Source organism: Amycolatopsis sp. MtRt-6 (assembly GCF_017308975.1).
Lineage (GTDB): Bacteria > Actinomycetota > Actinomycetes > Mycobacteriales > Pseudonocardiaceae > Amycolatopsis.
In genome coordinates this window covers 96,644-112,842 of sequence record NZ_JADWPD010000008.1, presented here as the reverse complement: position 1 = coordinate 112,842, position 16,199 = coordinate 96,644, and the positions used below count along the sequence as shown (strand labels likewise).

The 16,199-nt window shown below is 71.0% G+C and carries 17 protein-coding genes; 12 read left to right on the top strand and 5 right to left on the bottom strand.

The window, feature by feature from the left end; genetic code table 11:
* The first annotated feature begins 2 nt into the window (after positions 1 to 2).
* From sufC to lepB, 5 genes are all read left to right on the top strand, one after another.
* Complete coding sequence (gene sufC, locus I4Q55_RS16035; protein ID WP_091308583.1) at positions 3 to 773, top strand: Fe-S cluster assembly ATPase SufC; 771 nt, start codon at positions 3 to 5, stop codon at positions 771 to 773.
* Positions 774 to 809: 36 nt separating this feature from the next.
* Positions 810 to 2,099: a cysteine desulfurase gene (locus tag I4Q55_RS16030; protein ID WP_206788632.1), complete on the top strand. Its 1,290-nt coding sequence runs from the start codon at positions 810 to 812 to the stop codon at positions 2,097 to 2,099.
* Positions 2,096 to 2,545 carry a Fe-S cluster assembly sulfur transfer protein SufU gene (sufU, locus tag I4Q55_RS16025; RefSeq protein ID WP_072477978.1) on the top strand — a complete coding sequence of 150 codons (450 nt, stop codon included), beginning with the start codon at positions 2,096 to 2,098 and terminating at the stop codon, positions 2,543 to 2,545. Before I4Q55_RS16030 ends, sufU begins: the two co-directional genes overlap by 4 nt.
* Positions 2,542 to 2,937, top strand: a complete 396-nt coding sequence (locus I4Q55_RS16020) for a metal-sulfur cluster assembly factor (protein ID WP_206788631.1) — start codon at positions 2,542 to 2,544, stop codon at positions 2,935 to 2,937. The genes sufU and I4Q55_RS16020 overlap by 4 nt, the downstream gene beginning before the upstream one ends.
* Before the next feature lie 224 nt (positions 2,938 to 3,161).
* A complete protein-coding gene (gene lepB / locus I4Q55_RS16015) occupies positions 3,162 to 3,917 on the top strand; it encodes a signal peptidase I (RefSeq protein WP_242546083.1) in 756 nt (251 codons plus the stop codon).
* Here the strand turns inward: lepB and I4Q55_RS16010 are convergent.
* Entirely contained in the window at positions 3,841 to 5,781 is a 1,941-nt protein-coding gene (locus I4Q55_RS16010; RefSeq protein ID WP_206788630.1) for an AarF/ABC1/UbiB kinase family protein, read from the bottom strand. The two genes, lepB and I4Q55_RS16010, sit on opposite strands and share 77 nt — an antisense overlap.
* 285 nt (positions 5,782 to 6,066) lie before the next feature.
* Here I4Q55_RS16010 and I4Q55_RS16005 point away from each other — a divergent pair, with 285 nt between their 5' ends.
* The 3 genes from I4Q55_RS16005 to I4Q55_RS15995 all read left to right on the top strand — a co-directional run bounded on the left by I4Q55_RS16005 (position 6,067) and on the right by I4Q55_RS15995 (position 8,750).
* Positions 6,067 to 7,293: a sensor histidine kinase gene (locus tag I4Q55_RS16005; protein ID WP_206788629.1), complete on the top strand. Its 1,227-nt coding sequence runs from the start codon at positions 6,067 to 6,069 to the stop codon at positions 7,291 to 7,293.
* A gap of 64 nt (positions 7,294 to 7,357) precedes the next feature.
* Positions 7,358 to 8,011: a response regulator transcription factor gene (locus I4Q55_RS16000; protein ID WP_206788627.1), complete on the top strand. Its 654-nt coding sequence runs from the start codon at positions 7,358 to 7,360 to the stop codon at positions 8,009 to 8,011.
* Between the two features lie 19 nt (positions 8,012 to 8,030).
* The gene (locus tag I4Q55_RS15995; protein ID WP_206788625.1) at positions 8,031 to 8,750 is read left to right on the top strand and encodes a class I SAM-dependent methyltransferase; all 720 of its coding nucleotides are present in this window, start codon (positions 8,031 to 8,033) and stop codon (positions 8,748 to 8,750) included.
* Here I4Q55_RS15995 and I4Q55_RS15990 read toward each other — a convergent pair.
* From I4Q55_RS15990 to cysD, 4 genes are all read right to left on the bottom strand, one after another.
* Complete coding sequence (locus I4Q55_RS15990) at positions 8,741 to 9,277, bottom strand: hypothetical protein (RefSeq protein WP_206788885.1); 537 nt, start codon at positions 9,275 to 9,277, stop codon at positions 8,741 to 8,743. The genes I4Q55_RS15995 and I4Q55_RS15990 overlap by 10 nt on opposite strands.
* Positions 9,278 to 9,372: 95 nt before the next feature.
* The gene (locus tag I4Q55_RS15985; RefSeq protein WP_206788623.1) at positions 9,373 to 9,744 is read right to left on the bottom strand and encodes a VOC family protein; all 372 of its coding nucleotides are present in this window, start codon (positions 9,742 to 9,744) and stop codon (positions 9,373 to 9,375) included.
* 33 nt (positions 9,745 to 9,777) lie between these two features.
* Positions 9,778 to 11,589 (bottom strand): adenylyl-sulfate kinase, encoded by a 1,812-nt coding sequence (gene cysC / locus I4Q55_RS15980; protein ID WP_206788621.1) that lies wholly within the window; start codon positions 11,587 to 11,589, stop codon positions 9,778 to 9,780.
* Positions 11,589 to 12,521, bottom strand: coding sequence for a sulfate adenylyltransferase subunit CysD (gene cysD, locus I4Q55_RS15975; RefSeq protein WP_206788863.1), 933 nt, complete (start codon positions 12,519 to 12,521; stop codon positions 11,589 to 11,591). The genes cysC and cysD overlap by 1 nt, the downstream gene beginning before the upstream one ends.
* 39 nt (positions 12,522 to 12,560) lie before the next feature.
* On the opposite strand from cysD, the gene I4Q55_RS15970 reads away from it, so the two are divergent.
* From I4Q55_RS15970 to I4Q55_RS15955, 4 genes are read left to right on the top strand one after another with little or no spacing between them, the layout of a single operon-like run.
* Positions 12,561 to 13,040, top strand: a complete 480-nt coding sequence (locus I4Q55_RS15970) for a nuclear transport factor 2 family protein (protein WP_206788619.1) — start codon at positions 12,561 to 12,563, stop codon at positions 13,038 to 13,040.
* On the top strand, positions 13,037 to 14,227 hold the full coding sequence (locus tag I4Q55_RS15965; RefSeq protein WP_206788617.1) for a hypothetical protein: 1,191 nt from the start codon (positions 13,037 to 13,039) through the stop codon (positions 14,225 to 14,227). The genes I4Q55_RS15970 and I4Q55_RS15965 overlap by 4 nt, the downstream gene beginning before the upstream one ends.
* Entirely contained in the window at positions 14,224 to 15,012 is a 789-nt protein-coding gene (locus tag I4Q55_RS15960; protein ID WP_206788616.1) for an SDR family oxidoreductase, read from the top strand. The genes I4Q55_RS15965 and I4Q55_RS15960 overlap by 4 nt, the downstream gene beginning before the upstream one ends.
* Positions 15,013 to 15,022: 10 nt before the next feature.
* A complete protein-coding gene (locus I4Q55_RS15955) occupies positions 15,023 to 16,183 on the top strand; it encodes a sulfotransferase (RefSeq protein WP_206788615.1) in 1,161 nt (386 codons plus the stop codon).
* Positions 16,184 to 16,199 lie beyond the last annotated feature (16 nt).

The following is a 16,199-nucleotide window of genomic DNA, read 5'->3' as shown; positions in this document are numbered from 1 at the left end:
AAATGGCAACGCTGGAAATCAAGGACCTGCACGCCTCGGTCACGACCGAAGAGGGCGCCAAGGAGATCCTCAAGGGCGTCAACCTGACGATCAAGTCGGGCGAGACGCACGCGATCATGGGTCCGAACGGCTCGGGCAAGTCCACCCTGTCCTACGCCATCGCCGGCCACCCCAAGTACGAGGTGACCTCCGGCGAGGTGCTGCTCGACGGCGAGAACGTGCTCGAGATGAGCGTCGACGAGCGCGCGCGGGCCGGCCTGTTCCTGGCCATGCAGTACCCGGTCGAGGTGCCGGGCGTGTCGATGTCCAACTTCCTCCGCACCGCGGCCACCGCGGTCCGTGGCGAGGCCCCCAAGCTGCGCCACTGGGTCAAGGAGGTCAAGGAGGAGATGGGCAAGCTCGAGATCTCGCAGGAGTTCGCCGAGCGCTCGGTCAACGAAGGCTTCTCCGGCGGCGAGAAGAAGCGCCACGAGATCCTGCAGCTGGCGCTGCTCAAGCCGAAGTTCGCCATCCTCGACGAGACCGACTCCGGCCTCGACGTCGACGCGCTGCGGATCGTTTCGCAGGGTGTCAACGAGTACAAGGCCAACAGCGAGGTCGGCGTCATGCTGATCACGCACTACACGCGGATCCTGCGGCACATCACGCCGGACTTCGTGCACGTCTTCGCCGGCGGCAAGATCGTCGAGTCGGGCGGCAAGGAGCTGGCGGACGAGCTGGAGGAGAACGGCTACGTCAAGTACGTGGGCAAGCCCGAGCCCGCCGCGCTCTGACGTTCCACCACACCGAGAATGAGAGGAGTCGGCCCGATGACCACCACCTCGGCCAGCTCTTTGCCACTGGACGTGGCGGCCCTCAGGGCCGACTTCCCCATCCTGTCGCGCACGGTTCGCGACGGGAAACCCTTGGTGTACCTGGACTCCGGGGCGACGTCGCAACGCCCGACGGCCGTGCTCGACGCCGAACGGCACTACGTCGAGACGTCGAACGCGGCTGTCCACCGCGGCGCGCACCAGCTGTCCGAAGAAGCGACCGACGCGTATGAGTCCGCGCGGGCGAAGATTGCCGAGTTCGTCGGTGCCGACCCCGAGGAGCTGGTGTTCACCAAGAACGCCACCGAGGGCATCAACCTGGTCGCCTACTCGTTCGGCAACGCCGCGACCGCGGACCCGGAAGCCGCGCGGTTCGTGGTCGGGCCGGGTGACGAGATCGTCGTCACCGAGATGGAGCACCACGCGAACCTCGTGCCGTGGCAGCAGCTGTGCCAGCGCACCGGGGCGACGCTGAAGTGGTTCAAGGTGACGCCCGAAGGGCGCCTGGACCTGTCCGATGTGGACGAATTGATCACGCCGAAGACCAAGGTCGTCGCGTTCGCGCACCAGTCGAACGTGTTGGGCACGGTCAACCCGGTCTCGGTGCTGGTCGAGAAGGCTCGCGCGGTCGGCGCGTTCACCGTGCTCGACGCCTGCCAGTCGGTGCCGCACTTCGCCGTCGACTTCCACGCTCTCGGCGTCGACTTCGCGGTGTTCTCCGGGCACAAGATGCTCGGCCCGTCCGGCATCGGCGTCCTCTACGGCCGCACGGAACTCCTCGAAGCCATGCCGCCGTTCCTGACCGGCGGGTCGATGATCGAGATGGTCCGCATGGAGGGCTCGACGTTCGCGCCGCCGCCGCAGCGGTTCGAGGCCGGCGTCCCGATGACGTCGCAGGCCATCGGCCTCGGCGCGGCCGTCGACTACCTCTCGGCCATCGGCATGGACCGCATCGCGGCGCACGAGCACCAGCTCGCCGCGGCGGCCATCGAGGGCGTCGGCGCGATCCCCGGTGTCCGGATCATCGGGCCGACCGACCTGACGGACCGCGGCGCGACCGTGTCGTTCGTGATCGACGGCGTGCACCCGCACGACGCCGGGCAGGTGCTCGACAGCCTCGGCATCGCCGTCCGCGTCGGCCACCACTGCGCGTGGCCGCTGCACCGGGCCTGCAACGCGCAGGCGACCGTGCGCGCGTCGTTCTACCTGTACAACGACCTGGCCGAGGTGGACGCCCTGGTGGCGGGCGTGCGCGAGGCGCAGAAGTTCTTCGGGGTGGCCCAGTGAACCTCGAGAGCATGTACCAGGAGATCATCCTGGACCACTACAAGAACCCGCACGGGCGCGGCCTGCGCGACCCGTTCGACGCCGAGTCGTTCCAGGTCAACCCGACCTGCGGCGACGAGGTGACGCTGCGGGTCAAGCTCGACGACGGGAAGGTCGCCGACGTCTCCTACGAGGGCCAGGGCTGCTCGATCAGCCAGGCTTCGACGTCGGTCTTGACGGATCTCGTCGTCGGCCACACGCTTGAGGAGGCGTTCACCACCATGGACGCCTTCGTGGAACTGATGCAGGGCAAGGGAAAGGTCGAGCCGGACGAGGACGTGCTGGAGGACGGGGTCGCCTTCGCGGGCGTCGCCAAGTACCCGGCCCGCGTGAAGTGCGCCCTCCTCGGCTGGATGGCTTTCAAGGACGCCGTCGCCCGGACGACCAGTGGAGCTGAAAAGGCATGACCGAAGACACCGCGACTCGTGAGGGGCGTACCGCCGCCGACCTCGACGCCGAGACCACCGCGAAACAGGACCTCGACCTCGCCAAGCTCGAGGACGTCGAGGAGGCCATGCGCGACGTCGTCGACCCGGAGCTGGGCATCAACGTCGTCGACCTCGGCCTGGTCTACGACATCCGCGTCGAGCCCGACAACACGGCGACCATCGACATGACGCTGACGTCCGCGGCCTGCCCGCTGACCGACGTCATCGAGGACCAGACGTCGGCGGCGCTGACGTCCGGCGGTCTGGTCAAGGACTTCCGGATCAACTGGGTCTGGATGCCGCCGTGGGGCCCGGAGAAGATCACCGAGGACGGCCGCGAGCAGCTGCGCGCCCTCGGCTTCACCGTCTGAGTTCGGTTTGTCGAACGGGTCACCCTCCAGGGTGGCCCGTTTGGCGTATAACGACCTATACGGCGCCCGTGGCGGCGGAGTGGTGGCGCTGGGTGTGTACGGCTTCGTGGCCACCCTCCGGCCGGACGTCCACTTCGGCCGCATCCTCGCCGCGGTGATCAGGTACGCCCCGCGCGCACGGGGTAACGCCGCACGTGAGGGCGCGATAGATCTTCGTGACCGAAATGTCGTTCCCACCCGCGCCGCCGGAATCGTCCCCGCGCCGCCGCTCGTGGCCCATGGTGCTGGTGATGGTGGCCCTGATGGTGCTCGGTGTCGGCGCCGGCCTCTACGGGGTCGTCCGGCTGACCGTCGGGTACCAGGCGTACGTGCAGACGAGCGAGAACATGAGCCCGACGTTGCAGCCGGACGAGCGGCTCGTGGTGCGCCGGGCGAACGGCGGCGAAGTGCACCGCGGGGACGTGGTGGTCATCGAGGGCGGGGCGTATGCCACCGACGGGCACCCCGGTGTCAGCGTGGTCCGGGTGGTCGGCGTGGCCGGCGACACCGTCGCCTGCTGTACCGACGAGCACCTCTCGGTCAACGGCAAACCCATCACCGAGCCCTACATCACCCCGGGCTACGAAGGCCTTTTCGAGTTCTCGGCCAAGGTGCCCGAGGGCACGGTCTTCGTCGAGGGCGACAACCGCGGCAACTCCGACGACTCGCGGTTCCGCAGTCCCGTGCAGCTGTCCGGCGTCACCGGGTTCGTGGTCGCGACCGGCACCGTGATCACCCCGGACTCGCTGCCCGCGGTGACCGCGTTCACCGACGCCGGCCTGCAGGGTGCGCCGTTCACCGACTCGATCCTGCCCACCTTGCGGTGGTGGATCGTCGGCGGTTTCGTGCTGTTCGTCGCCGGGTTCACCGGGCTGATCGTGACGCTCGTCCGGAGCGCCGGAAGACGACGAAAAGCAGCCGCAGTCCCACCAGCGCACTGATCACCAGCAGGTTGTAGCCGAACACCTGGTGCAGCGTCAGGTCCGCGGCGATGCGCGGCCCGCCCGAGCCGGTCAGCAGGAACACCGCCATCAACCCCGTTGCCGCGCCGACGAAGGCCAGCAGGGCTTCGTGGACCAGGCCGGTGACGACGTCGCGGTCGCGCTCGTCGGAGAACAGCCGGACGTTCACCGACAGCCTGCCCTCCTCCAGCGCCGCGCCGATCCGGTCGATGCGGCGGGGGAGGCGGCGCAGCACCGGGAGCAGCGCCGTCAGCTCGCCGGCCGCGCTGCGGCCGAGGGGGCCCGGCCGCAGCCCGGCGCCGACCTGCTCGACGGCGAACGCGCGTGATTCGGCGACGACGTCGAAGCCGGGATCCAGCGCGGCCAGGGTGCCCTCCACGGTGGCCAGCGCGCGGAACACCGCGGCCACCGGCGGTGGCACGCTGAGCCGGAAGTCCGCGACGACCCGGAACAGGCCGGTGAACAGGTCGAGGTCCGGGGTGCGGCCGGGGCCGAAGTGCCGGGCGACCAGGGCGCCGAGTGCGCGTTCGAGGCGCTGTTCGTCGATCTCGCCGGTGCGGTCGACGACTTCCAGGAGCCCGTCGCGCAGGGCCGCCGGGTCGCCGCGGTCGAGGGCGAGCAGCAGGTTCTGCAGGCCGTCGCGCAGCCCGGCGTCGAGGCGGCCGACCGATCCGAAGTCGAGCAGGCCGAGCCGGCCGTCGCCGAGCAGCATGAGGTTGCCCGGGTGGGGGTCGGCGTGGAAGACGCCGCCGGTCATCACCTGGTCGAGCAGGCTGCGCAGGAGCGAGCGCGCCAGCCGCTCGCGTTCGGCCGCCGGCAAGGAATCCTTCGCCGTGGCGAGCGGCTTCCCGTCGAGGCGGGACATGACCAGCACGCGGTCGGTCGAGAGTCCCTTGTGGACTCTCGGGAGCGCGACGTCCGGGGAGCCCGTCGCGGCGACGGCGGTGATGTTGCGGGCTTCGATGGTGAAGTCGAGCTCCTCGGCCAGCGCGTCGGCGAACCCGGCGGCCAGGTCGGCGACGCCGAGCGACCGCGCCCAGTCCGCGCGGTCCTCCAGCGCCGCGGCGACCCGCCGGACGATGGCGATGTCGCGCTCGGCCTGGTCCCGCACACCGGGGCGCTGGACCTTGACCACGACGTCTTCGCCGCTGTGCAGCTTGGCGCGGTAGACCTGGGCGACCGACGCGGCCGCGAGGGGTTCGGGGTCGAACTCGGCGAAGACGTCGTCGGGCGAGCCCCCGAGCTCGGCGGCCAGCACGGCCCACACGGCGTCGGCGCGGGCGGGCGCGACCCGGTCCTGCAGCCGGCCGAGCTCGTCGACGAACGCCGGGGGCAGCAGGGCCGCGCGGGTGGAGAGCAGCTGGCCGAGCTTCACGAACGTCACGCCGCCCTCTTCGAGTGCCTGGCGCAGCGACCGCGCGAGCTTGGCGTGGCGCGTGCGGCCCGGTTCCCGGCGGCCGGTCAGGTAGCGGCCGAGGCCGTGCTTGACCGCGATCCGGCTGATCTGCGCGTACCGGCGGGTGCGGGAGAGCCGGCCCCGCAGCCGGCCGAACCCGAAGCCGTTCGGCAGCGCCAGCTCCGCGACGAACAGGAAGATCAGCGTCGCGAGGAAAGCGCTGCCCGCCAACGGGATCAGCAGGCCGAGAGCCGCGCCGCCGTTGTGCAGCAGCGAAACGGGGAACGCCTGCCCGATGCCGCCGGCGACGAGCCACCCGAACGCGGCGGCGCACAGGGCGCGCACGGCCCCGATCCGGACGCCGAGCACGCGCCGGGCCGCGGCGACGAGCGGCCACAGCACGAGCACGTACAGGGGGAGGGTCAGCAGGCCCAGCAAGATGTCCATCGGTTCCCTTTCGCCGTCGCCGAGCAGATCACGACGGACACCGCGCGCGGCTCACGCGACGGCGGGAGGCGGCTCCCTCCCGCGAGGGAACGACTTTCGGCCGTGGCCGCACTGTGGTTACCTTCTGACCTGATCGCGCGTAATGCGGTCAAGTGCTCTCTGAATGGCTTCGGCGGCGACGGTCACGGACGTGAAGCTGGTCAAGCGCGGCGCGGGCGCACTGACGCCGGGCCGTTCCACCGCAAGAGGGAGGCGCGCACCGCGTCCGGCTGCGAAGATCGGCCGGTGCGCATCTTCCGGCCGCTGACGAGCAAGGCGACCTACCGCCGCTGGGTCTACCTCGTCCTCGGCGGCGCCATCAGCGTGCCGTACCTGCTGTTCTCCGCGGTCGCCGTGCCGTCGCTGCTGCCGTTCGTCACCACGCTGGACCGCGCCGTCCTCGTCGGCGGTCTGCTCACCCTGGCCGTCCTGGCCGGGACGGCGTTCCTGCCCGCCGTCCACGTCCTCGAGTCCACCGCGGTCCGCGAGCTGCTCGACGACCCGGTGCCGGACGCGCCCGCGAAACCCCAGACCCGCGCCGGGCGCCGGCGCGCCGCGGTGATGTTCGTGCTGCACGTCGGCGCCGGGTTCGTCGTCAGCTTCTTCAGCCTTGCCGCCCCGGTCGCGATCGGGCTGTCGATCGGCGCCGTCTTCACCGGGCAGCTCGTCCAGACCGGCGAGGGCGACGCCGTCACCGTGCCGGCGGGCTGGGCGTCGGTGTGGCTGCCGGTCGTCTTCCTGATCGGCCTGGTCGTGCTGGTCTACGCCGTCTGCGTGGTCGGCGGGCTGCTGCGCCGGGCCGCGATCGCACTGCTCGGGACGACCGCCGCCGACCGGATCGCCCGGCTCGAACGGCGGACCGAGCAGCTCGCCGAACGCAACCGGCTGGCCAGGGAGCTGCACGACTCGGTCGGGCACGCGCTGAGCGTCGTCACCGTCCAGGCGGGCGCGGCCCGGCGGACGCTGCGCACCGACCCGGATTTCACCGAGCGTGCCCTCGGCGCGATCGAGGAGTCGGCCCGCACCGCGCTCGACGACCTCGACCACGTCCTGGGGTTGCTGCGCGAGGAGACGGCCGGCCGGACACCGCAGCCGACGCTGACCGCGCTGCCGGCGCTCGTCGAAACGACCCGGCTCGCGGGTACCGAAGTCACCGCCGACCTGGGCGGAGACCTGGCCGCCGTGCCGCCGGTGGTGTCCCGCGAGGTGTACCGGATCCTGCAGGAATGCCTGACCAACGCGGTGCGCCACGCCGGTAGGGTCCCGGTGACGGTGGTCGTCGAGGTGGCGGCACACGACCTGCGCGCGCGGGTCGCCAACCCGCTGGGCAGCGGCCCGCGCCGCACTGGCGGCGGCCGTGGCCTGCGGGGGATGGCCGAGCGAGTGGCGGTGCTCGGCGGCGAGCTGTCGGCCGGGCCGGAGGACGAGCGGTGGGTGGTCAAGGTGCGGGTGCCGTGGGGGAGCGGGCGGTGAGTGGCGGCGGCGAGTTGCCGGTGGAGCGGCGATGGGGGAGCGGGACGGAGAGGGGGAGAGAGTGATGAGCGTGGGTGTGCTGCTGGTCGACGACGAGCCGCTGATCCGGGCCGGGCTCCGGGCGATCGTCGACAGCGAAGCCGGCCTCACCGTGGTCGGCGAGGCCGCCGACGGTGCCGAGGTGCCCGGCCTGGTCGCCCGGCTGCGGCCCGATGTCGTGCTGATGGACGTGCGGATGCCCGCCGTGGACGGGATCCGGGCCACCGCCCACCTGATGTCCACTGTGGACGAGCCGCCGAAGGTGATCGTGGTGACCACCTTCGAGAACGACGACTACGTCTACGACGCGCTCGTCGCCGGCGCCAGCGGCTTCCTGCTCAAGCGGGCCCGGCCGGAGGAGATCGTCGCCGCCGTCCGGACCGTCGTCGCCGGTGAATCCCTGCTGTTCCCGGCGGCCATCCGCCGGCTGGCCGCCCGGCACGCCCCCGCCCCGGCCGGTGACGGCCTGGCCGGCGCCGGGCTCACCGAGCGCGAGCGGGAAGTGCTGCGGCTGATGGCCGGTGGACTGTCCAATGTGGAGATCGCGGGCGAGCTCTACGTGGGTGTCCAGACGGTGAAGACCCACGTGGGCAACGTGCTCGCGAAACTCGGCGCGCGGGACCGCACCCAGGCGGTGATCCGCGCGTACGACTCGGGCTTCGTGGCACCGTCGCCCTGATTCGGGCAGCATGGGCCGCATGACTGCCGCGTACGACGACTTCGCCGGGGCTTACACGGCCGAGAACGAATCCAGCCTGATGAACGCCTACTACGAGCGGCCGGCGACCCTGGCCCTCGCCGGTGACGTGGCCGGACGGCGGATTCTCGACGCCGGCTGCGGCTCGGGCCCGCTGTTCGCGGCGCTGCGGGAGCGAGGCGCCGTCGTCACCGGGATCGACCAGAGCGCCGGCATGCTGGCGCACGCGAGAACGCTGCTCGGTGCGGACGCGGACCTGCGGGTCGCCGACCTGGCCGAGCCGCTGCCCTTCGCCGACGCCGAGTTCGACGACGTCATCGCGTCCCTCGTGCTCCACTACCTGCGCGACTGGGCTTCACCCCTCGCCGAGTTCAAGCGCGTGCTGAAGCCCGGCGGCCGGCTCATCGCCTCGGTCAACCACCCGATGATGGTCAACCTCACGCACCGCCACGAGGGGCCCCGGCCCGACTACTTCGAGCCCTACACCTGGACCGACGAGTTCGAGCTCCACGGCGAAAAAGCACGCATGACGTTCTGGAACAAGCCGCTGCACGCGATGACCGACGCCTTCACCGCGGCCGGCTTCCGGATCGCCGTCATCAGCGAACCCCACCCGGTGCCGGCCGCCCGGGAGCTGTTCCCCGGCGACTTCGAAATCCTCGACACCTTCCCGAGCTTCCTGTTCTTCGCGCTCGAAGCCGACGGGCGTCGCTACTGCTGACGCGGCCCGTATCCCGGCGGCGGAGGCTGCTGAAACCCCTGCGGCGGAGGGAACCCCGGCTGCTGCTGGAACCCCGGCTGCTGGAACCCCGGCTGCTGCGGGAAGTTCTGGTGCGCCGGAAGTCCCTGCGCCGGGTATCCCTGCGCCGGGTATCCCGGCGGCGGCACAAAGCCGGGCTGCTGCCCGGGCGCGGTCTGGGCGACCGGGCCGGACCCCTGGCCGGCCCTGCGCCGGATCGCGACGATCAGCCGCCAGCCGCACGCACCCGCGATCACGGTGCCGATCCCGAACGTGACCCACCGGCCGCCGCCCTTGAAGGTGGCCGCGTCGTCGATCGCTTCCTGCCGTTTTTCCTCGTAGGTCTCGCTGGATGTCTGGCCGTACCGGGTCTCTTCGCAGGTCTGCCCCGGCCGCATCTCCTCGCCGCCGCACAGCACCTTGCCGGACCCGCCGGAGCCGAACAGGCCGAGCGCCATCAACCCCAGCCCGAACAGCAGGCCGACGGACCACCAAACCACGCTTTTCACGGATCCCCCTCTGGGCCATACGGAGTAGCGGGGGATATCAGACCACAAATCGGTCTGTGACGCACGTGCTTCCGATGTAACAGGCCGGGCAGGGCTCAATCGAGGCAGAACTCGTTGCCCTCGATGTCCTGCATGTTCTGGCACGATTCGTTTTCCTCGTCGGCGAGCAGGAGCTGCCCGCGGACCGCGCCGAGCTTCTCCAGCCGCGCGCACTCGGCCTCGAGGGCGGCCAGCCGCTCTTCGCCGACGAGCCCCGTGCCGACCCGGACGTCGAGGTGCACCCGGTTCTTGACGACCTTGCCTTCGGGCACCTGCTGGAAGTACAGCCGCGGGCCCACCCCGGTGGGGTCGCTGCAGGCGACTCCGCTGCTGTGGAGCTCGTAACCGAGCACCTCGCACCAGAACCGGGCGACCCGCCCGGGATCCGCGCAGTCGAAGGTGACCTGGACCTGCCTGACCGTCGTCATGAGGCCCACCCTAGGGTGCGTGCGCAACCGAATTCAGCCGAGGTCGTCGAGCAGGGCCTGGATCGCCGCCGCCATGGCCGCCGGGTCGCCGTCGCCCGGGCGCAGCACCAGGTCGGGCGACGACGGGCGCTCGTAGGGGGCGTCGATGCCGGTGAAGCCGGTGATCTCCCCGGCGCGTGCCTTCGCGTACATGCCCTTCGGGTCGCGGGCCTCGCACACCTCCAGGGGCGTGTCGACGAACACCTCCACGAACGGCAGCCCGTCGTGGATCGCCCGCGCCCGGGCGCGATCGGTTTCGTAGGGGCTGATCAGCGACGCGATCGCCACCACGCCCGCGTCCGCGAACAGGCGCGCCACCTCCGCCACGCGCCGGACGTTCTCCGCCCGGTCCTCGGGGCTGAACCCCAAGCCGGCGTTGAGCCCGTGCCGCAGGTTGTCGCCGTCGAGCAGGTACGCCGGGCGGCCCGCCGCGACCAGCCGGCGTTCCAGCTCGACCGCCACCGACGACTTGCCCGACGCCGAAAGCCCGGTCAGCCACACCGTCGCACCGCGGGTGGGGCGGTCTTCACGCCGCACCGCCGCAGTGTGCCAGACGACCGGGGAGGCGACCGCGCCGGTGATCATGCCCGCCGCGACCGTGTCGCCGGTGTGCTCGTCGACCAGCAGGAAGCCGCCGGTGGCCCGGTTGCGGCGGTACGGGTCGAACAGCAGCGGCGCACGCGTGCGCAGCCGGACGCGGCCGATGTCGTTCAACGACAGCGCTTCCGCCGTCTCGTCGCGGTGCAGCGTGGTGACGTCGAGGCGGTACTCCAGCCGCTCGACCGTGCCCCGCGTTTCGGTGGTCGTGTGCCGTACGACGTACGAAGCACCCGGGGCCAGCGAGGAATGCTCGGAGAACCAGCAGACCAGGGCGTCGACCTCGCGGGCCGACTCCGCGCGGTTGCCAGGCCGGCAGAGCATGGTCCCGCGGCCGAGGTCGAGGTCGTCGGCCAGCTCCACGGCCACCGCCTGGCCGGTGAACGCCTCTTCCAGCGGCTGCCCGCCCGGTCCCCAGACCGCACGCACCTTCGACGTGAACCCCGACGGCAGCGCCACGACCTCGTCGCCCGGCTTGAACACCCCGCCGGCGATGGTGCCCGCGTAGCCGCGGAAGTCGGACTTCCGGATGACGTACTGCACCGGGAACCGCGCGTCGATCAGGTTGCGGTCGGAGGCGACGTGCACCTCTTCCAGCTGGTGCAGCAGCGAAGTGCCCTCGTACCACGGCATGCTCGCGCTGCGGTGGACGACGTTGTCGCCGTGCAGCGCCGAAACCGGCACGAACGTCAGGTCGGCGACGTCGAGTTTCATCGCGAACCGGCGGAAGTCCTCGCGGATCTCGTCGAACCGCTCCCGCGACCAGCCGACGAGGTCCATCTTGTTCACGCACACCACGAGGTGCCCGATCCCGAGCAGCGACGCGAGGAACGCGTGCCGCCGCGACTGTTCCAGCACGCCCTTGCGCGCGTCGACGAGGATCAGCGCCAGGTCGGCGGTCGACGCGCCGGTCACCATGTTCCGCGTGTACTGCAGGTGACCCGGCGTGTCGGCGATGATGAACTTGCGCCGCGGCGTGGCGAAGTAGCGGTGGGCGACGTCGATCGTGATGCCCTGCTCGCGCTCGGCCCGCAGCCCGTCGGTGAGCAGTGCGAGGTCCGGGTAGTCCTCGCCGCGGTCGCGGCTGGCGCGCTCGACGGCGGCGAGCTGGTCGGTGAAGATCGCCTTCGAGTCGAACAGCAGCCGGCCGATCAACGTCGACTTGCCGTCGTCGACGCTTCCGGCGGTGGCGATCCGCAGCAGCTGCATCAGAAGTAGCCCTCTCGCTTGCGGTCTTCCATGCCGGCTTCGGAAATCCGGTCGTCGGCGCGCGTCGCACCGCGTTCGGTGACGCGGGTGGCGGCCACCTCGGCGACCACTTCGGCCGGCGTCGTCGCCGACGACTCGACGCAACCGGTGCAGGTGGCGTCGCCGACGGTCCGGAAGCGCACGGTCGCCTCGTACGGCGACTCACCGTCCACAAGGGACAGGAAGCGGGTGGCCGCCAGCAGCATGCCGTCGCGCTGGACCACCGGGCGCCGGTGCGCGTAGTACAGCGGCGGCAGCGCGATCCGCTCGTCGCGGATGTACTGCCAGATGTCCAGCTCGGTCCAGTTCGACAGCGGGAAGACGCGGATGTGCTCGCCGCGGCGGTGCCGGCCGTTGTAGAGGTTCCACAGCTCCGGGCGCTGCGCCCGCGGGTCCCACTGGCCGTGCTCGTCGCGGAAGCTGAACACGCGTTCCTTCGCGCGGGCCTTCTCCTCGTCACGGCGGGCGCCGCCGAACACGGCGTCGAAGCCGCCCTCGCGGATGGCCCGCAGCAGCGTCACGGTCTGCAGCCGGTTGCGGCTGGCCCGTGGCCCGGTCTCCTCGACGACCCGGCCGGCGTCGATGTCGTCCTGCACGCTCGCCACCTCCAGGCGGAGGCCGAGAGCGGCGACGGTTTCGTCGCGGAAGCGGATGACCTCGTCGAAGTTGTGGCCGGTGTCGACGTGCAGCACGGGGAAGGGCAGGGGCGCGGGCCAGAACGCCTTCGCGGCGGCGTGCAGCATCACCACCGAGTCCTTGCCGCCGGAGAAGAGCAGGACCGGGCGCTCGAAGGTCGCCGCGACTTCGCGGAAGACGTGCACGGCCTCCGCTTCGAGCGCGGCCAGGTGCGAGAGCTCGTACGAGGTCACGGACACGGGAAAAAAGTAGAACATGTTCTTGTCTTTGGTCAAGCGGTGCGGGACGCTGGTGACATGGACCTGGTCGTACTCGAAGAGATCAAGCGGCTGAAGTACCGGTACCTGCGCGGGGTGGACCTGAAGCTGTGGGACGAGGTGGCCGACACCTTCACCGTCGACGCCACGGCCGACTACGGGACCCGCGCGACCGGGAGTGAGGGCAAGCAGTTCGAGGGCCGCGACGCCATCGTCGAGTTCCTTACCCAGAGCCTCGGAAACGGCATCATCACTGTGCACCACGCGGCTCAGCCGGAGATCGACGTCGACGGCGACACCGCGACCGGGCGGTGGTCGTTCACCGACAAGGTCATCGTGCCGGAGCACAAGATGATCGTCGAAGGGGCCGCGTTCTACGAAGACACCTACCGCCGCGAGAGCGACGGCGTCTGGCGGATCTCGCACATCGGGTACGTCCGCACCTACGAGACGCTGACGACCTTCGACAGCATCCCGGGCTTCAAGCTGATCGCGAACCGCTGGGCCGTCCCGGCATGATCGAGAACGAGTTCTCGTTGACCCGGCCGTTCGCCGACGCCATCGTCGAGGCCGAGAAGCTGATCGCCGAAGCCCCGCCGGCGCAGACCGAGCAGGGCCTGCTCGAGGGCTACGACTACCTCGCCGGCAGCATCCGGGCGTCGCTGCAGATGGCCTGGGCCTACCAGCGCGACTTCCCGTACTTCACCGCGTCGACCGGGCCCTACACGAAGATGGGCCTGGACAACCCGGACACGCTGTACTTCAACGCGAACATCCGCGCCGACCGCGAGTACCTGGTCACCGGCGTCCGCGGCACGACCGCCGACCTCAGCTTCCAGGTCCTCAACGGCGACTACTCGCCGGTCGAGGTGCCCGGCAGCCTCGCCGCGTTCGACGACCGGGCCATCGAGATCGGCCCGGACGGCCGGTTCGAGCTGCGCTTCGGCCCGGCCCGCGAGAACCCGGGCCCGAACTACTTCGTCCTCGGCGAAGGCGCGTCGATGCTCGTGGTCCGCGAGGTCTACAGCGACTGGGCGACCGAGCGGCGCGGCGAGATCCGCATCCGGTGCGTCGACACCGCGGGCCAGGCGCCGCCGGTGCCGGACCGGTCCGCGCTGGCCAAGCGCTACGGCGTCACCGGCAAGATCCTGCTGAGCCGGCTCAAGACGTTCCTGGCCTTCCCGAAGTGGTTCTACGACAACCTGCCGGTGAACACGCTGACCGAGCCGCGCTCGACGCCGGGCGGGCTCACCACGCAGTTCTCCTCGGCCGGGCACTACGAGCTCGGCCCCGAGGAAGCGATGATCGTCACCGTGCCGCGCTGCGCGGACGCGCCGTACCAGGGCATCCAGCTCGGCAGCCGCTGGTACGTCTCGCTCGACTACATCAACCACCAGACGAGCCTCACCGCCGACCAGGCCCGCGTCGACCCGGACGGCAAGATCCGGTTCGTGCTCGCCGAACGTGACCCCGGCCTGGCGAACTGGCTGGAGCTCACCGGCCACGACCGCGGGTACCTGCAGATCCGCTGGCAGCGGCTGGCCCGCGACCTCGGTCCGGACGACGGCCCGGTCGTCGAGGTGGTCAAGGCCGACGAGCTGCCCGATCGGCTGCCCCATTACGCGGATGCGCGGGTGACGCCGGAGCAGTGGGCGGCGCGGATCGCGGCCCGGCAGGACGCCGTCGCCGCCCGGATGCTGGGGTGAGCGTGGAGAACGTGTTGCAGGGCAAGGTGGTCGTCGTCTCGGGCATCGGGCCCGGGCTTGGCCGGTCGATCGCCGTGCGCAGCGCGCGGGCCGGCGCGGACGTCGTGCTCGCCGCGCGCACGGAGTCTCGGCTGAGCGAAGTCGCGAAGGAGGTGACCGACCTCGGCCGCCGGGCGGTCGCGGTCCGCACCGACATCGACGACGCGGACTCCGCCGCCAACCTGGTGAACGAGGCGGTCGAGGCGTTCGGCCGGGTGGACACGGTGGTGCACAACGCCTTCGCCGTCCCGCCGCTGACCGACCTGGCCACTGTGGACCTCGACGCCGTCCGCGCGGGCTTCGAGACGGCGGCGATCTCCGTGCTCCGGCTGACCCGGCTGTTCCTGCCCGCGCTCAAGGAGAGCAAGGGCTCGCTGGTGATGATCAACTCGGCGGTGCTGCGGCACTCGCGGCGCACGTTCGGCGCCTACAAGATGGCGAAGTCGGCGCTGCTGTCGCTCTCCCAGAGCCTGGCCAGCGAGCTGGGTCCGGACGGCGTGCGCGTCAACACCGTGGCGCCCGGGTACATCTGGGGCCCGAACCTCCAGTGGTACTTCGCCTACCTGGCCAAGGAACGAGGCATCACGCCGGAGGACGTCTACGCCGAAACAGCGTCCACAATAGACCTGCGCAAGCTGCCCGAGCCCGACGAGATCGCCGACGCGGTCGTGTTCCTCGCCTCGCCGATGGCACGCGCGATCACCGGGCAATGCCTCGACGTCAACAGCGGCGAGTACCACCACTGAGGAGGACGCCATGCTCCCCGGCCGGGAAGACGTGGGCACCGTCGAGGACCTGCGCGCCTCGGCGTCGAAGCTCACCGGGCTCGACGACTTCGGCACCGACGAGTACGTCGAAGGCCTGCGCGTGCTGCTGGAGTCCTACGAGGCCGAAGCGGAACTGACGCCGTACGGCAACAAGGTGCACCGGGCGTTCCTGCGCGGCGCTCTGGTGGCGCGGCTGCTCAGCGAAGCGTCGTGGAAGCAGAACCCGGCGTACGCCGACGTCCGCATCGAGCGGCCGATCTTCGTCACCGGCCTGCCCCGCACCGGCACGACGGCCCTGCACCGGCTGCTCGCCGAGGACCCCGCGCACCAGGGTCTCGAGGTGTGGCTCGCCGAGGTCCCGCAGCCGCGGCCGCCGCGGGCGTCGTGGGCGGACAACCCGATCTTCCGGGGCATCCAGGCCGGCTACGAACGCCACCACGTCGAGCACCCGGAGTTCATGGGCGTGCACCACATGTCCGCCGACCAGGTGGAGGAGTGCTGGCAGCTGCTGCGCCAGTCGATGCGGTCGGTGTCCTTCGAGTGCCTCGCGCACCTGCCGCGCTACTCGCGCTGGCTGGCCAAGCAGGACTGGACGGACGCCTACGCCCGGCACAAGCGCAACCTGCAGCTGATCGGGCTGCCGGACGCGGGCAAGCGCTGGGTGCTCAAGAACCCGAGTCACCTGTTCGCGCTGGACGCGCTGATGGCGAACTACCCGGACGCGCTGGTGATCCAGACGCACCGGGCGCCGAGCACGATCATGGCGTCGATGTGCAGCCTCGCCGAGAAGGCCGCGGACGGCTGGTCGGCGAAGTTCCGCGGCGAGGTGATCGGGCAGGGGCAGCTCGACCTGTGGGCACGCGGCGCGGACGAGTTCGGCTGGGCCCGGGCGCGGCACAACCCGGCGCAGTTCTGCGACGTCCGGTACGAGGACTTCGTCGCCGACCCGATCGGCACGGTGTCCACTGTGTACGACCACTTCGGACTGGAGTTCACGCCGGCAGCGCGGGCGGCCATGACGGCGGTGCACCAGGCGAGCCGCACGGGCGACCGGAAACCGGTGCACCGCTACAGCCTGGCGGACTTCGGGTTGACGCCCGAGGAGGTCGACGAGCGGTTCGCGAGCTACCTGGCGGCCCACGGCTCGTGAGTGGTAATTCGGGTTA